Origin of the sequence: Gluconobacter morbifer G707 (assembly GCF_000234355.1) — a bacterium.
Taxonomy (GTDB): Bacteria; Pseudomonadota; Alphaproteobacteria; order Acetobacterales; family Acetobacteraceae; genus Gluconobacter; species Gluconobacter morbifer.
The window spans coordinates 157,795-174,427 of the sequence record NZ_AGQV01000001.1; the positions used below are offsets into that span (position 1 = coordinate 157,795).

Consider the following 16,633-nt stretch of genomic DNA (forward strand, 5'->3'; position numbering starts at 1 on the left):
CAGCGAATGAGTCAGTTTCTTCACAATAGTCAAATGTAAAGTAGGTTAAAGTAAAAATCCTCTAGAGCGCAACGGACAGAAAGGGCTTACGTACCGGAGGTTACAAAAAAATCTTAAAAACGGAAACATTTTTCATTGTTTCGTTCTGAACTGGACAAAGCTCAGAACTGTTCGAAGTGATAGCAAAGGCGAATGTCTGTCAATCATAAGCTTCTTAATCAGGGGTATGCCATTAAATTATCCATAAGAGTATGGACTTTAGGTTACCTATCAATTATTTTTAACATAATTACTACAAGACAGGAAAATATATTTTATGAGTTACTTAAAAAAGTTAAATCTATTTATGGGTATTGTATTAAGAACAATGAAATTTTAGGAATTTCATCATATAGATATGTAATATCTGATGGGGGTTCTTTATATAAGGAAAATGGGCAAATAATAATAGAATCTGCCTCATTCAGGGGGGCAGATAAATACGATATTATTCATTCAAATATCACAACAAATTTAGATTTCGAAAAAGGAAAAATTATAGAAAATGATTGTATCTGGATAGGGCATATACCCAACCATTTTGGACATTTTGTTCTCAGTCTTGTATCTAGACTTTGGTGTGTAGATTCATTTCCGAATAATATGACAATAGCTTATTGTGGAGAGTCTATAGAATACATCTCCAAATTAAGTTATGTTGTTGATTTGTTTGAATTAATTGGGGTAAGTATTGATAGGTTATTAAGGGTGAATGATGGTGATATATTGTCTTCAGTATATATTCCGAATCAGGCAATTATAGAGAATTATAGTTCAAATAAAGCTATTAATAATTTCTTTGAAAAGTTTTCAAAATATAACTCCGAATTTATTTCGGAGGAATTTGTATACGTATCGAAAAGTAATCAAAGTAGTGGTGTATTTGGAATAGAAAATGAAAAAGATCTTGAGAATGCTCTAGTTAAAAAGGGGTTAAAAGTAATATGTTTTGAAAATTTAAGTATAGTTGAGCAATTGGAAACATGGGGTAAATATAAAAACTTTATAGGATTTTCTAGTTCGGCATTTCATTTGGGGAGTTTGTTAAACGATAAGAATTTTATCATCATCAATCGAGATAAAAGTTTGTCTAGTAATCATTACATTCTTGATATATTCAGTAATAACAGGTGTTTTCATCTGTTTTCTGATTTGATTGAGAGCAAAGAAAATAAAGATTTTAATCTATATTGTAGAATAACTGATGTAGAAGAATTAGCAGAAAATTTCATTGATGCCATAAAATCATCAATAGATGGATCATTGCTGCCAACTAGGATTGATAGGAAATATAAATCTGCAAGCCCTTTTTTGATTTGTAATGATAGTATTGGTGAAAAAATCTCACATTCTGCTGTTGCTACTCAAAGTTCTACTTATGACGTAGACGAAGGAAAGCCGCGAGAAGCACAGGGAATTTTAAGTGGACATTTAACAGGAAGTTATCAATGCCATACAAATTTTGAAGACAATCCGTGGATTGAGATAAACTTAAGTAATTTATCTATGGTAAATGAAATTAGAATTTTTAATAGGAATGATAGCTACGATCTATTTTTTAGATTTGGTAGGTTTCTGATATTATCATCTGATGATGGTTATAATTATAGAGAGATATATTCAGGGAACAATAATTATGAATATAGTGGATCTGCAATCAATAATCCTATCAGAGTATGTTTTTCTGAAGATATAATATCAAAACATATTAAATTGGTTTCTGTTGGATATGGTTGTATTCACTTGGATCAAATTGAAATTTATGGATTCCACTTATAAATATAAGAGGCGATCTTTTGTAAATTTATTAAGCATTTTTTCTATATAGTCTGCTGTAGCTGCGGTGAGGATAATCGAGAGAAAGGGTGTGGTTGTCTTTTCGTATCGTTTTGCGACAGGTTGCCATTCCCTGCGCCTTACCTGCAGGTTTTCGACAAGATGCCGTGGCTGTAAGCCCATTTGGGACAGGCGATCTCAGAATCATTTTGTCTCGGTGGGGAGATGACGGGATGAGGTCTAGCTTCCAGAAGTACTCATAGAATTTATGCGAGCATACCTATAATCACAGACGACATGGGTCGATGAACCCAGCCGATCGTCGCGCAAAATATAAGCGGAAGGCAGTTCATGTGCCTGTCTGGGTGCCAACGTGAAGGACGGCGCCCTGTCATGCCCATCTACGGCTAACACAGCCTCTGCTGTTAAGGGTAGGCCTCTGGTTCTTTCAAAGAGCTTCTGTCCACACCAGGCTTCGATCATTGAATGAACAACCGGGTTGTAATCTACCGAGGAACAAACTCAGATGGCAGGGCACACCATTTCATTTTCGCGTCGCTTTGATGGTGCCAGAAAATCGAGGGTATCGTCCGTCGAGGGTATCGTCCGTCGAGGGTTCTGCAGCGGGGTTTTGCCCTTCAGACTGCACCATGCTCATTACAAACACCCATGCAGTCCAGTCTGTCATTCAAGACTGAACAGACCCTAGAGTTCGTAATACCGGCGGGACATATAGCTGGAAAAACCTTCCCCGTTCTGCATTGCGGTCCAGCTGTCGGAAAAGGACGGGACGAACTGGAACAGGAACACCAGAACGGACAGGAAGAAGATCAGCAGACCATTTCCCACCATCTGGAGCCGCCGCCAGAAATAGAAGGGCGGAATTAGGATCCACAGAACCGAACCGGGCCGGAAACCGGCGACGATCAGGGCGCGCCTGTCCATCAGCATGGCGCTGAAGATGATGACGAAGTTCAGCAGGATCGCAATCATGCTGCTCTGATGACTCGGGATGCCACCAAACCATGCCAGGACATCCACCACCATATTGCCCACGAAAGGCCCAAGGATACTGAGCCAGGCCCAGCGACTCGTTACGCTGCTGGCGGGCAGGGCGGGAGGGACGCCTTCCGGTTGCGGCGGCCAGAAAGCGCAGCTTCCCGCAGGTTGCCATTCGGCCCCGAAAGCCTCCGTCCAGCAGAGGGTGGAATGTACGATGGCCCCGTCCGTCACCAGGGTGCGCATGTCTTCTTCCGAGACCGGTCCCTTACGGGCGCCATGCTGTTCGTAAAACCAGCTCACAGTCTGTCCTTATCGGGAGGGGCGTCATCGTGCTGACATCATGTCGTGCAACTTCTGGCGGAAGCGGGAGTATCAGGCAATGGGGCAAGACTTCGCAAGAGGCTTTGCCCGAACTTCTTGGAGGATGTGATGGCGAAACTTCTGGGTGTCCTTCTCTTTGCATGGGCCGTCGTGGCTTCCGCAGCTCTGGCCGCACCATCCACTCCTTCAGCTGCGCTGACCATTCCCCTTTCCCCCGCGCAGACCGTCAGTAACCAGACAGTGACCTATCGCTGCGACGACGGCCAGCCGAAAGCCGCTGCGGGAGAGGCTCTGCGGCGTGAACTGCCGAAAGAAAAGCTGAACGCACGATACATCAACGCTGGAGATGTCAGTCTTGCCACTCTGCCGGTGAAGGGGACGACGCAGGTCTTTGCCAATGTCATTGCCGCCGATGGCGCCAAGTATGTGGCTGGTCCCTATGTCTGGTGGAACAAGGGCATGGAAGCCACGTTTTTCGACGCCATGAGCGGTGACGTGCGTATCATCTGTCATCAGGTGTCGAAATAATTACTGCGCCGTTTCATTTGGAGTAGCGGTATGCATGATGGACTTCTCACTGCCACCTGAAGGGGCCTTTCATCATGTCGTCTCTGCCAGCCGATTTTCTCGAAGCCCTGCCCAAGGCCGAACTGCATGTCCATCTTGAAGGCACGCTGGAGCCTTCCCTCAAGATCGAACTGGCCCGACGGAACGGTCATCCTCTCCAGTCCATGACGTCGGAAGACATCAGCGCCGGGTATCTTTTCCACGACCTGCCTTCTTTTCTGGCGCTTTACTATGAAGGGGTGGAACTGCTTCAGACGGAACAGGACTTCTATGATCTCTGTTTCGCCTATCTGAAAAAAGCGGCTTCCCAGAATGTCCTGTACACGGAGATGTTCTTTGATCCGCAGCTCCATACGCGCCGGGGCATTGCTTTCAAGACAGTCATCAGTGGGATCACCAGGGCGCGAAAAGAGGCGGAGCAGGCCTTCGGCATCCATTCACAGCTTATCATGTGCTTCATCCGTGAAATGAGCACGGAATCGGCTGATGAAACCTTCACGCAGGCTGTGCCATATCTCTCTGACATCATTGGCGTTGGGCTGGATTCCGACGAGAAGGGCAATCCGCCCGCCAAGTTTGCCCATGTTTTCCAACGGGCACGGGACGCCGGGCTGCATCTGACGATGCACTGCGATCTCGATCAGGAAAACACCCATGAACATATCCGGCAGGCACTGGAAGATCTGGGCAGTGAACGGCTGGATCATGGACTGAACATTCTGGAGGCGCCGGACTTGGTCCGGCAGGCCCGGGCGCGGAATATCCCCTTCACGGTCTGTCCGTTCCCGAACGATGTGATCCGTCCGGGCAGTAATGCGAAGGATATTCGCGCCCTTCTGGATGCGGGTCTGACCGTGACCATCAATTCGGACGATCCGGGCTACATGAAAGGGGTTTACATGACACAGGCGCTGGAAATGGCCCGTATTGGGGCGGATCTGACGGCGGATGAACTCGTGACCATTAGCCGCAATGCCTTCAGTGCCGCCTGGATCGGGGACAGGGAACGGGCAGGATATCTCGCAGCCCTGGACCGCTTTGCCCATCAGTATGGTCTTGCGGTTCCGGCCTGATGAGGGAACAAAAAAACGCGGCCAGAGGCCGGGGGTATAACGGAGATCTCAAACTGACAGCGGACAGAAAAAGCCTGTCTGATCGGAGTCTGCAAGTCAGGCTTTTCGTCGGTTATCCGGATGCCTTTTTCACGAAGCACCAAAAAAAACCGCCGCCTTCCCGACAGGAAAGCGGCAGTTCTCAGAAAGCCGGAGCGAGCGGTACGGATCAGGCCCTGTGCTGACCCAGTTCCCGCAGAACATCCGCCGGGCGCATCGGTATGTGACGCAGGCGCACACCCGTAGCATTAAAGACGGCGTTGGCAATCGCAGGAGCGATGACCGTAACCCCCGGTTCACCCAGACCCGTCGGCTTCTCGGTGTTCTGCACGAACTCAATGTCCATGTCCGGCACATCGGGGATGCGCAACGGGGTGTAGGTGTTGAGGTTGCGGTCCTTGATCGTCCCGTTGACGATCTCGGTGCCCTCGAACAGCGCCATGCTCAGGCCCCACAGCGCAGCGCCTTCGGTCTGGGCCAGGGCGCCACCCGGATCAACGATCGTGCCGGCATCCAGAACGAGCCAGAGCTTCTGGCAGGTAATGACGCCGGTCTTGCGATCGACATGAACCTGTGCCGCACCGGCCGTCCAGGTCGGCATGCCGCGTTCCTGACCCGCACCGGTGGCAATGCCGATGGCGGTGTCTTCGGGAAGCTGCGTCTTGCCATAACCAATCTTGTCAGCCAGCCGCTGGAGAACGGCAGCCTGACGCTTGGCGCCTCCGTTGGAGTTCGGTGCCGAGCCTGCGTTGCGGCCCGTGGCCGTGAACATGGACAGGCGGAATTCCAGCGGGTCCTGCTTGGTGGCGTGAGCCAGTTCATCCATGAAGGATTCCAGCGCCCAGGGTGTCCAGCCCGCACTGACCGACCGCAGCCAGCCCGGACGGAACGTGGCGTTGGCGAGGTCATTGCTGATGGCGCGGACACGCGTCGGCCCCGTTTCATACCAGTGATCGGCTCCGGCGATGGCGAACGGATCGTATTTCCTGCCGTCCTCACCTTTCGCAAGGAAGGCTGGTGCCATCACCTGCGTCGGCCAGCCGGCTGCCGCCGCATAGTCCATGGAGGTGATCTTCTTGCGCCCTTCGTCGAGGGAGACCTTGATCGTCTGGATGGAAGGCGAACGGATGGAATCGAACGCCATGTCATCCGAGCGCGTCAGGATCAGCTTGACCGGCGCGCCACCGATGGCCTTGGAGGTCAGAACAGCCGGAATGGAATAGTCACCGTTCAGACGGCGTCCGAAGCCACCACCCAGCAGATAGGTGCGCATGACGATCTGCTCTTCAGGAACCTGAAGGGCCTTGGAAAGCTGCGGCAGAACGAGGGACTGCCACTGGTTGCCAGTATGGATTTCCCACATGCCGTCAATATGACGTGCCACGGCATTGACCGGCTCAAGCTGGTAATGCGCAACCGACGCGCAGGTGTAACTGCGCTCGAAGACTTGGGACGGATGCGCCACGAGGGCTTCATCCACACCCTTGTCATTGAAGACGCGGGTCCCGTTCTTCGGATCGGCAGCCAGCTTGCGACCGTGTTCGATGATCTCCTGTTCGGAAACATTGATCGTCGGGCCCGGATTCCAGGTGACTTTCAGTGCATCTGCCGCACGGATGGCAGCCGGATAGGTCTTGGCCAGCGCCACGACCCAACCCGGGACGATCCCGGACGGATCGTCCAGCACGACATACCGGATATAACCCGGGATCTTCTTGGCCTCGCTATCATCGACCGTCTGCACCTTCGCCGCATAGCGGGTCGGAGGCATCTTCGGACGACCATAGACCATGCCGTCGAGCTTGACGTCGATGCCGTAGATGGCCTTGCCGTTCGTCTTGTCCGGGATATCCAGGGCGGCGACAGGCTTGGCTACCAGACGGCGCTCGCTGGCCGGCTTGAGCGGCAGCTTGGCCATTTCGTCAGGCGTAAACGTCCGGGTGGGCTTTGCCTTCGTGACGATATCGCCGAAGGAAATGCTCTTCCCGCCAGCCGAAACTACGCTGTTGGCGACCGTACAGCGGTCCGGCGTGGTGCCGAGGAGCTTCGCGCCTTCCTCGAGCATGACCGTCTTGGCAGCGGCGCCGGCCTGCCGGAAGGTGTCCCATGTGTCCCAGACGGACCAGGATCCGCCGGTGACGTATTTGCCAGCCCATTTCGGGGCGGTGTCCACCTGGACGATCTTGATGTGGTTCCAGTCGGCTTCCATTTCGTCCGCGATGATGCGGGCGAGCGCGGTGCCGACATGCTGTCCCATTTCGGCGCGGACGATATTGACGCCGATGGACCCGTCCGGCGCGATGGCGCACCAGATGTTGGGCTCAAAGGCGGCTTCCGTCGGCATGGCGGAGGGCAGCGTCTGCTCGGCGCGGCTGTTGCGTGCAAAGCCGAACATCAGCCCGGAGCCGACTGCCGTCATCAGGAAGCTGCGTCGCGACAGGCGTGCAGTGTCCGACTTTCGGGCGATCTGTTCAATTTTAGCCATTGCTGGAGCCTCCCTGCTGCGCGGCGGCCGCAGCGTCCTTGATGGCCTTGCGGATGCGGATATAGGTCATGCAGCGGCAGAGGCTGCCACCCATGACACCGTCGATCTGCTCATCGGTGGGGTTCGGATAGTCCTTGAGCAGGCTGGCCGCCTGCATGATCTGTCCGGACTGGCAGTACCCGCACTGCGGGACCTGCTGGTCGCGCCAGGCAACCTGCACGACGTGATTTCCGGCCGGATCGAGGCCTTCGATCGTCGTGACCGAAGCACCTTCGACAGCGGAAAGCGGCGTGATGCAGGAGCGCGTGGCCCGGCCGCCGACATGCACGGTGCAGGCACCGCACTCGCCGATGCCGCAGCCGAACTTGGTACCGGTCAGGTTCAGTTCGTCACGGAGCGCCCAGAGCAGAGGAGTGTCATCCGGTGCTTCGACCGAGACGGGCTGTCCATTGAGTTCAAATTTCGTGGTCATGTCCTGTTTCCCTGTCCTGCCCGGATCAGTGAGATGCGTTGACGGGCGGTGCGGACAGCGTGGCGCGGGCTTTCGCGGCCTTCTTCTCCAGATCCGTCCAGGGGGGCAGAGTGGTGCGGGTGCGGCGCAGATACGCGGCGATGCGGGCCATGTCGTGGTCCGAGAGACCCGAGTAGAAACTCGGCATGGAGATGTTGTCCTGACCTTCCCCTGCGGTGATGCCATGCAGCATGACCTGATAGAGGTTGTTCGGCTCATCCAGCCACAATGCGTTGTTCAGCGCCAGTTCCGGGCGGCCGAGAACGGGTTGCGGCCCGGAGTTGTAATGGCAAGCGCCACAGGCGCCCTGATACAGGCGGGCATCGGCATCCAGCGTCTGGGGACCGGTCAGGTCGCGGCCTGACATTTCCATGGCCCGACTGATTGCTGCGTCATCCTGTCCGCTGCGGTGTTCGGATTTGTCCACCTCAGCATAGTAATGCGCGATGGCGCGGACATCGGATTCCGGAATCTTGGACAGGAAGCGATGCGGAACGGGAGACATCGGGCCGGCGGCAGAGCCATGCAGCGGAGCGACACCGTAACGCAGGTACTGGAACAGTTCGTTTTCCGTCCAGGCAACCGGGGTCGGGTTGTGTTCATTCAGCGGTGGTGCGATCCAGCCGTCAATGACGGCACCGTCATATTCCTGGCTGAGCTTTTCCGCCCCCATCAGGTTACGTGGGGTGTGGCAGGCACCGCAGTGTTCATCACCCTGCGCGAGATAGGCGCCGCGGTTCCACTGCGCATCATGCTTCGGGTCATTCTTGTAGCGGCCCGGTGTGAAGAACAGCAGTTTCCAGACGCCCTGACCGGTCAGACGGATGTTGATCGGGAAGGGAACCGTGTTGTCGCGCGGCTTGAGATGAATGGCCGGACGCGTCATGAGGTAGGCGTACAGATCCGTGACGTCCTGATCGGTCATCTTCGTGAAATGATCGAACGGGAAGGCAGGATAAAGCTGCGTTCCGTTACGGTCCACGCCTTTCCACATGGCGCGACGGAAGGCTTCCAGCGACCAGGTGCCGATACCGGTTTCCGGATCAGGCGTGATGTTGGAGGAGAAAATGTCACCGAACGGGGTGGCCATCTTGAAATCGCCAGCCAGTTCAGGGCCTGGCGTACCATCCGTACGGGTGTGACATTCTGCGCAGTATCCACCAGACGCGACGATAGCGCCACGGTTGACGGCGGCCGGTGAGAAAGAAGAAGGATCGGGCCGTGCCACAGGTGCGATGGCTGGGTACCACGCATAGGCAAGGAAACCGAGGCCGCCCACTGCGCCGAGGCCAACGACGATGGCGGCTATCCGTTTGAGCATTATGAGACTGTCCCGGCATTGTTTGAAGCTGCCGTCCACAGAGGACGGGACGATCACTACAAACTATGGCAGTCGGCCTCAAAATAAAAGATTGAGTTAACTCAAAAGGGCAATTCCGTGGAGATCGGGGACAGTTTTGGGCTGGTTGGCGACTTTACTGCAACAGGCTGACGTAAAAGAGCGCAAATGAGACTCGGCGGGATCACGGAAACGTGGGCAATATTCACGCTTCGAAACGGGGATTATACTGGTCCGGTATCAAAATTTCCCTTCCCGGTTTCTTGCGAGAGGCTCGCAGGTGCCTCTTGAATATTTTGGCACTCGATGTCAGAATCTTTTTTAGTTTAGAGAAGGTCGTGAAGAAAAGCCGATGTTTCCGCCTGCCTGCTAGGGCGGTATGTCTGTTTCTGACGGCAGGACACAATGCGCCCACAGGAAGGAAACGGCCATTCCCTCACGTGATATCATGATCCGTCTCCTTGCCTGCTGCGGGGTGATGCTTGTGGTCGGTCTTGCGCTTTGTGTGGGGCGTTATCCTCTCTCGCCCCTACGTGTCCTGACGGCTCTCGTGGATATGGCGCATCCCGGCCCGGCCCGGGATGGTGTGGCGCAGGCGGTGGTGTTTCAAGCCCGTCTGCCCCGGATCCTCGCGGGTCTTCTGGTGGGAGGGGCGCTTTCGTGTGGTGGGGCGACCTATCAGGCTGTCCTGCGTAATCCGCTGGTGTCGCCCGGATTGCTGGGTGTTCTCAGTGGTGCAGCGTTCGGTGCGGCGTTGAGCATCGTGATGGGGGCTCCCCCGCTGCTGGTGCAGCTCGGAGCCTTTGCCGGGGGGCTGATGGCTGTCGGATGCGGTATGGCCGTGGCACGGATGCTGCCGCAGGGTGGGTTGCTGGTTCTGGTTCTGGGAGGACTGATTGGCAATGCGATCTTCACAGCTCTGCTTTCCCTCGTGAAATATCTTGCCGATCCGATGGATCAGCTCCCTGCCATCGTGAACTGGCTTCTGGGCAGTCTGGCTCAGAGCAACTGGCAGGAGCTGGGCTGGCTGTCTGGTCCTCTTGTGGTGCTGACGCTTGTCCTGATCCTGTGTGCGCCTTTGCTGGATGTGCTGTCGCTTGATGACGACGAGGCGCGGAGCCTGGGTGTGCCGGTGCATGTGCTGAGGCCGGGCATGATCGTGCTGGCGACGCTGGTTAGCGCCATGACGATTTCCATGGCCGGGATTATCGGCTGGGTGGGACTTCTGGTCCCGCATGTGGCGCGACGGCTGGTCGGCGCGGAGCATCGGGTCATGATGCCTATTTGCGCGCTGACCGGTGCTGCTGGTCTGGTCCTGGCCGATACCTGCGCCCGGAGCCTGACACCGGGAGAAGTGCCGCTCGGGATCGTGACGGAACTGTTCGGGGCGCTGGCCTTCATCCTCGTCCTGCGGCGGCTGCGGGGAGACATGACGTGACGGCGCCTTTTCTGGGCTGCCAGTCTCTGGGGCTGGTCCGGCCTGGGCGGCCTGCCGTCCTGTCCGGCATCGGTCTGACGCTGGACTGCGGTGAACTGGTGGGGCTTCTCGGACTGAACGGAGCCGGGAAAAGCACGCTGATGCGTCTGCTGGCGGGGCTGATGCGTCCAACAACCGGCGAAGTGTGGCTTGAAGGGAAGGACATGCGCCGGATTTCCCGGACGGCCGTGGCCCGGCGGCTGGCTTATGTTCCTCAGAGCCACGCAGCGATGTTTCCGTTCAGTGTTCGCCGGATGGTCGAACTCGGGCGGCTGCCTTACTCCGGGTTGTACAGCCGTCTGGCGGAGGCGGATCACATGGCCGTTGATCGGGCACTGGACCGGCTTGGCCTGCACGATCTCGCGGACCGGTCCGTCATGGAGCTTTCGGGAGGGGAGCGGCAGCGCGTTGTCCTTGCGCGTGCGCTGGCACAGGAGACACGGGCATTGCTGCTTGATGAGCCGATGACGGGCCTCGATTACGGACATCAGCTGCGTCTCATGGAACTTCTTGGCGAACTGGCGGTAGAAGGACGGCTGATCCTGCTGACATCCCACCGGCCTGAAGAACTCTATGCGCAGGCCAGCAGGATCCTGATTCTGGATGATGGCCGTATCTCTGCTGATGGCGCACCGGCAGATGTTGTCACGGCGGCAGGGATGTCGGCATTATATGATGTATCCCTGTCCCAGGTTGATTGTGGCAGGCACCGATTTTTTCGTCACGGGGAAGACAGGACATGAAACTGCTGCGACTTCTTGGGAGTATTGTCGCTCTCTCGCTTGCTGCTTCGTCAACTGTGCCTCAGGCCCGTGCGGATGCCGCACCGACGCGCATCGTGGAAGGGTGGTACGCCCATAACGCCATGCTCATCATGCTGGGCGCGCAGGATCATATCGTTGCGACTGTCGCCAAGCCGTCCATATTGCCTTGGATGTTCCGCCTCGTACCACAGCTTTCCAGGGCGCAGTCCCTGAATGCGAACGGTCTGAACTCGGAAGAACTCCTGAAGCTGGACCCGGACGTGGTGTTCGTCCCTGCCGGCAGTCATGACACGCAGTCTCTGACGCAGGCCGGGCTGCATGTGGTGGAGGAAGGGTTCACCCGCTTCGACAGCATGCTGGACTGCGTGGACAGCACAGCCACACAGCTTCAAACGCCTCTGGCGGCGAAGCGGGCGCAGGCCTATCGTCTGGCCTTCCTCCAGTTCATCGCGCAGGCGCAGACCAGCCCGCAGGGCCCCCGGGTCCTGCATGTGCTGTCTCTGAAGCCGCTTCAGGTCGATGGGGACCAGACCATCATTGATCAGTGGATCCGTTCAGCAGGAGGACGGAATGCCGCGGATGGTGTGCACGGGAACAAACAGACCGTCACGGCGGAACAGATCCTTTCCTGGAACCCGGACATCATCATTCTCGCCGCGAATGGCGGTGATCCGGAAGCCCTGAAGCAGGACAAGGTTCTGGCCCAGGTTGCAGCGGTCAAGAACGGGCGGGTCTATCGCAATCCGACGGGCCTGTTTCCCTGGGACCGCTATGGACCGGAACTGCTGTTGGAAGTCAGCTGGGCGCGGCAGATCCTTCAGCAGGGCAGTGTGGATGAAGCCGCCATGACGGTGCAGATCCGGAAATTCTACCATGATTTTTACGATATTTCCCTTTCAGCCAGTGATGCGCTGCTGATGCTGCATGGTCAGCCGCCGCAGTAACGACGGGAAACGACACAGGATATCCCATTCCCGCTCTTGTCGAACGGACAAGAGCCGGTAGAGATCATGCATCAGGACAGATCAGGGATTTCCGGATGATGCACGCCCCCCGTTTTCGTAGTCTTCGGTGCTGGTGTCGCACCGGCGTGACGTTCGTGCTGCTGGCCGGCATGGGCTGGGGCGCTCTGGCGCAGGGTGCGCCAGCTCTTATGCCTGTTCCGCGGGAAGTCTCGGTTTCCAATGGCGTGGCCACCATCGGCGGTGGAGTGCGGATCGTGTGGGAGGGGCGGCCCTCGTCGCTGCTGGAACGCGCGGCATCCCGGTTTTCAGCCCGGCTGGGGGCTGTTGCGGGTACGGCCGGTTCGGCGGCGCCCTATGTGCTGCGGGTTCGGGTGGGAGGAGACCGGGCATATCTGACTGTGCGGGAACAGGAACATTATGCCCTGACCACCGGTGCGACGGAAGGCAGGCTGGAAGCGGACGGCCCGGCTGGCGTGATTCATGGTTTCGCCACCTTTCTTCAGCTTGTGCGCCGGACGCCGGACGGAGCGGTGATCGAGCGGGTCCATATTGACGATGCGCCGCGTTTCGCATGGCGCGGACTTCTGATGGATGTTTCGCGTCATTTTGCATCTGTTGAAACGGTCGAGCGGCAACTGGATGCCATGGAACTGCTCAAGTTCAACGTCCTGCACTGGCATTTGAGCGATGGAACCGGCTTCCGGGTGGAGAGCCGCCTGTTCCCCAGACTTCAGGATGTGGGATCTTACGGACAGTATTATACGCAGGATCAGGTGCGGCAGATCGTAGCTTACGCGGCGGATCGCGGCATCAGAGTTGTTCCGGAATTTGATGTGCCGGGTCATGCGTTGGCCATGCTTCAGGCCTATCCGGAACTGGCGGCCCAGCCTTTGCCTGATCCGAAGGAGACGGGCGAAAATCTCAACAATCCGGCGCTTGATCCGTCCAATCCCCGGACCCTGAAATTCGTTCGTGCCCTGCTGGGGGAAATGGAGAGCCTGTTTCCGGACCGCTATATCCATACGGGAGGGGATGAGGTCGCGCCTTCGCAGTGGACAGGTAATCCCCGAATTACTGCTTACATGCAGGCGCATGGTTATGCTGATACGGCCGCGCTTCAGTCGGCGTTCACGGCAGAGGTGGAGAAAATTCTTTCTGCTCAGGGCCGGATTATGATTGGCTGGGACGAGGTGACGGAAGCGCCTGTCCCGAAGAGCGTGGTCGTCGAAGGGTGGCGGGGATCGAAATGGACCGCATCAGCGACGCAGGCCGGCCATCCGGTGATTGTTTCCTCCGGCTATTATCTAGATCTGCTGCGCCCTTCCGCACAGCATTATGCCATGGACCCTCTGGATACGAAGGCGGAAGGCCTGACGCCGGATCAGGTTCAGGAAGCTCATCCGAAGATCACTCCACTGCTTCAGGCTTTCATGCAGGATCCGGACGCTGCGCCGCTGAACGCGGAACAACGTGCACATGTGCTTGGCGCAGAGGTGACACTCTGGACGGAGATGGTTTCGGAGGAGATGCTCGATGCGCGTCTGTGGCCGCGCGCCGCTGCACTGGCGGAACGGTTCTGGTCCCCTGAAAGCATCCGGGACACGCGAGATATGGAGCAGCGGCTGCCGGTCATCATGGATGAGCTGGAGGCCACCGGCCTTCAGGCTTGTCAGCATCAGGTGGCGTTACGTGAAGCGCTCGCCCCTGGACGTGCAGAGCCGCTGAAGGTTCTGACGGATGTAACTGTCCCGGTCCGCAATTATGCCCTGAATCATATCGCAGCTGGCCGGGAAGGTGCTTTCCTTTCCGCGCCCGTGGCCATCGCCGATCCTGACGCTTTTGCGGCCGCGCGCTTCAATGATATGGCGCAGCGTTATGTTGGCGGAGAAACGGCGCTTGCCGCGCCGTTGCGGGCCATGCTGGAGCAGTGGGTCGCGAATGACGCGGCGTTCGTGGCCAGCGCCAGAGGCATTCCCGCGATGGAAGAAATCATTCCCGTTTCCCATACGCTCGCGCGGCTGTCCTGGGCAGGGCTGGCCGCCCTGACAGGGCACGGACAGCCGGGCTGGCGTGTGGATGCCACGCGTTTGATCGCCGTACAGGATGAAGCGTTTCACAATTCGTCAGACTTCCTCCTGAGCCGTCACCGTCCCCAGCCGCCAGGTGGTCTGCTGGTGGCGATTCTTCCCGGTGTGAAGACGCTGGTGGAGGCTTCCCGCTGAAAAGAAGGGACTGGATTTCCGGCGCGGGGAAGGCGAGAACGGGGCCATGACACGTTTTCCGATCATCCTTCTGGATTACGATGGCACGCTGGCGGAAACGCGGCCGGCCATCCTGCGCAGCCTGAAGGAAGCCTTCGAGGCGAGCGGCATCACGCCGCCATCGCCGGATATCCTGAAGCGTCAGCTTGCGCGGGGCGGCACGCTTCAGACACTGTTCCAGGCGCTCGTCCCGGAGGGGGATGAGGATGATGCCAGCCGTTTCGTGCGGTATTATCGTGCGCGTTATCCGCTGGCAGATGCGGAAGAGACAGTCCTGTTTGCAGATGTCCACGCCGTTCTGGAACGCCTGCGCAGCGGCGGGGCCAGACTGGTCATTCTCAGCAACAAGCATGGTCCGACCGTGGAGGCCAGCATCAAGCGGTTCGGATTGGGGAATCTGCTGAGCGGCATCATCGCATCCGAACCGGACAGGCCGCACAAGCCGGACCCGCATGTCATGACCGGACGCGTGCAGCCACTTTTTCCTGAGGCCGCCCTGTCGGAGTTCCTGATGGTCGGCGATACGTCTGCCGATCTCCAGTTTGCACGTAATGCCGGGATTGCGTCCTGCTGGGTCAGCTATGGTCACGGCGCTCCGGATCAGTGCCTGGCGCTCCGGCCGGATTACCAGATCGGGACGCTGGAGGAACTGCCGGGCGTCGTGTTCGGCTAGGTCTTGTTGGGTGGTGGGGCGATGCTTCCACGGATGACGATTTCCGTGGGCAGGATGACATTCTGCCGCCCGTCTCCGCCCAGCAGCCGGACCGCTTCGGCTCCCTTGCGCTCATGGGGCTGGCGGATGGTGCTGAGATCCGCCCCTGCCGCCGCAGGAATATCATCGAAACCGAAGATGGAAATGTCATCCGGGACGCTCAGCCCGGCGACGCGGATGGTCTGCATCGCGCCGATGGCCACGCGGTCGCTCATGGCGAGGATGGCCGTGGGACGATGGGGACGGTTCAGCAGGTATCGTGCACCTTCCGCACCTGAGGCTTCAGAATTGACGGGAATTTCCCATGTCGGGACCGTCTCGGGGGCGATGCCGGCTTCCCGCAGAGCCGTCAGGTATCCTTCCAGCCGCATGGCAATGGTGCTGTGGGCGATATTGGCGCGTCGTCTTGCGGTCAGGATGCCGAAATAGTCGTCATGGGCGGTCTTGAGGGACAGGATGCCGAACTCTCGGTGTCCAAGTTCCAGAAGAGTCTTCGCCGCCCGGTAGGCCGACTGACGGTCATCAATGCCGACATAGGGCACATCATCCAGCCGGGGCTGATCCACCACGACGAGCGGAACGTTCCGCTGCTGCGCCATCAGGACGCACCGGCTGTCGGGCGCTACGGAATAAAGGATGTAACCGTCCACCGCAGCATTGCCGAGCGAGACGGGGACATTCTTGTCGCGCAGACTGCTTCCCGCGGAAATAAGGGCCAGATCCGTCTCCAGTTCATTGCAGCTTTCCGCCACGCCGTTCAGCACGCCCAGAACTGCCGGATCAGAGAATGCGTATGGCAGATCCTCGCTGAACAGGAAGCCCAGCGCGCCGGCGCGGCCGGTGGCGAGCTGTTTGGCAGCAGGATCAGGACCGGTATATCCGAGTTCGCGGGCGGCGGCGAAAATCTTCTCCCGGAGAGATGCGGAAAGCTGGCCCGGGCGAATATAGGCGTTGGAGACGGTCGTGTGGGAAACGCCGACCTGCGCTGCCACGTCCTTGAGGGTTACCTTGCGGCGTCCGTGCTGTCGGCTGGTTTTCATCGTCTGTCCAATAATGACGGTCGTCCTGTCGCGCAAACTCCGCAGCGGTTCCTGCTGTGCGGTCGGGGAAGTCTGTCCATGAGGAAGAGTATCTTGTCGTTGCTCACCGGGAAGTCACGATTCCGGTATTGCAAAAGTTCGTAATGTCGTCAAAGGCGGGTATCAGCTGTTTTTCAGTGCCGCGGGCAAAAAAAATCCCTGACGGCAGGAGCGCGACAGGGACCTGATCTCCGCAGGAACGGACGGATCGGGGGCAAAGGGA

Annotated in this window: 13 protein-coding genes; 8 read left to right on the plus strand and 5 right to left on the minus strand. The window is 57.1% G+C overall.

Going from position 1 to position 16,633, the window contains the following annotated elements:
* Positions 1 to 192: 192 nt before the first annotated feature.
* A complete protein-coding gene (locus GMO_RS13675) occupies positions 193 to 1,818 on the plus strand; it encodes a glycosyltransferase 61 family protein (protein ID WP_008850293.1) in 1,626 nt (541 codons plus the stop codon).
* Between the two features lie 702 nt (positions 1,819 to 2,520).
* Here the strand turns inward: GMO_RS13675 and GMO_RS00650 are convergent.
* Positions 2,521 to 3,117, minus strand: coding sequence for a DUF4339 domain-containing protein (locus tag GMO_RS00650; protein WP_008850294.1), 597 nt, complete (start codon positions 3,115 to 3,117; stop codon positions 2,521 to 2,523).
* A 129-nt stretch (positions 3,118 to 3,246) separates the two neighbouring features.
* On the opposite strand from GMO_RS00650, the gene GMO_RS00655 reads away from it, so the two are divergent.
* Both GMO_RS00655 and add read left to right on the plus strand, forming a co-directional pair.
* A complete protein-coding gene (locus GMO_RS00655) occupies positions 3,247 to 3,666 on the plus strand; it encodes an MliC family protein (protein WP_050801362.1) in 420 nt (139 codons plus the stop codon).
* A gap of 74 nt (positions 3,667 to 3,740) precedes the next feature.
* Positions 3,741 to 4,778 (plus strand): adenosine deaminase, encoded by a 1,038-nt coding sequence (gene add, locus GMO_RS00660; protein WP_008850296.1) that lies wholly within the window; start codon positions 3,741 to 3,743, stop codon positions 4,776 to 4,778.
* 208 nt (positions 4,779 to 4,986) lie between these two features.
* Here the strand turns inward: add and GMO_RS00670 are convergent, their stop codons facing one another.
* The 3 genes from GMO_RS00670 to GMO_RS00680 are packed head-to-tail and all read right to left on the minus strand — an operon-like array spanning position 4,987 to position 9,134.
* The gene (locus GMO_RS00670) at positions 4,987 to 7,302 is read right to left on the minus strand and encodes a xanthine dehydrogenase family protein molybdopterin-binding subunit (RefSeq protein WP_008850298.1); all 2,316 of its coding nucleotides are present in this window, start codon (positions 7,300 to 7,302) and stop codon (positions 4,987 to 4,989) included.
* A complete protein-coding gene (locus GMO_RS00675) occupies positions 7,295 to 7,774 on the minus strand; it encodes a (2Fe-2S)-binding protein (protein ID WP_008850299.1) in 480 nt (159 codons plus the stop codon). Before GMO_RS00675 ends, GMO_RS00670 begins: the two co-directional genes overlap by 8 nt.
* A 25-nt stretch (positions 7,775 to 7,799) precedes the next feature.
* Complete coding sequence (locus tag GMO_RS00680) at positions 7,800 to 9,134, minus strand: c-type cytochrome (RefSeq protein ID WP_008850300.1); 1,335 nt, start codon at positions 9,132 to 9,134, stop codon at positions 7,800 to 7,802.
* 466 nt (positions 9,135 to 9,600) lie between these two features.
* Here GMO_RS00680 and GMO_RS00685 point away from each other — a divergent pair, with 466 nt between their 5' ends.
* The 5 genes from GMO_RS00685 to GMO_RS00705 all read left to right on the plus strand — a co-directional run bounded on the left by GMO_RS00685 (position 9,601) and on the right by GMO_RS00705 (position 15,292).
* Positions 9,601 to 10,590 carry a FecCD family ABC transporter permease gene (locus tag GMO_RS00685; RefSeq protein ID WP_008850301.1) on the plus strand — a complete coding sequence of 330 codons (990 nt, stop codon included), beginning with the start codon at positions 9,601 to 9,603 and terminating at the stop codon, positions 10,588 to 10,590.
* The gene (locus GMO_RS00690; protein WP_008850302.1) at positions 10,587 to 11,372 is read left to right on the plus strand and encodes an ABC transporter ATP-binding protein; all 786 of its coding nucleotides are present in this window, start codon (positions 10,587 to 10,589) and stop codon (positions 11,370 to 11,372) included. Before GMO_RS00685 ends, GMO_RS00690 begins: the two co-directional genes overlap by 4 nt.
* Entirely contained in the window at positions 11,369 to 12,337 is a 969-nt protein-coding gene (locus GMO_RS00695) for an ABC transporter substrate-binding protein (RefSeq protein ID WP_040507316.1), read from the plus strand. Before GMO_RS00690 ends, GMO_RS00695 begins: the two co-directional genes overlap by 4 nt.
* A 95-nt stretch (positions 12,338 to 12,432) precedes the next feature.
* Positions 12,433 to 14,580 (plus strand): beta-N-acetylhexosaminidase, encoded by a 2,148-nt coding sequence (locus GMO_RS00700; protein WP_139064331.1) that lies wholly within the window; start codon positions 12,433 to 12,435, stop codon positions 14,578 to 14,580.
* A 46-nt stretch (positions 14,581 to 14,626) separates the two neighbouring features.
* Positions 14,627 to 15,292, plus strand: coding sequence for an HAD family hydrolase (locus tag GMO_RS00705; RefSeq protein WP_008850305.1), 666 nt, complete (start codon positions 14,627 to 14,629; stop codon positions 15,290 to 15,292).
* Here the strand turns inward: GMO_RS00705 and GMO_RS00710 are convergent.
* Positions 15,289 to 16,407 carry a LacI family DNA-binding transcriptional regulator gene (locus GMO_RS00710; protein ID WP_008850306.1) on the minus strand — a complete coding sequence of 373 codons (1,119 nt, stop codon included), beginning with the start codon at positions 16,405 to 16,407 and terminating at the stop codon, positions 15,289 to 15,291. The two genes, GMO_RS00705 and GMO_RS00710, sit on opposite strands and share 4 nt — an antisense overlap.
* Between the last annotated feature and the right edge of the window lie 226 nt (positions 16,408 to 16,633).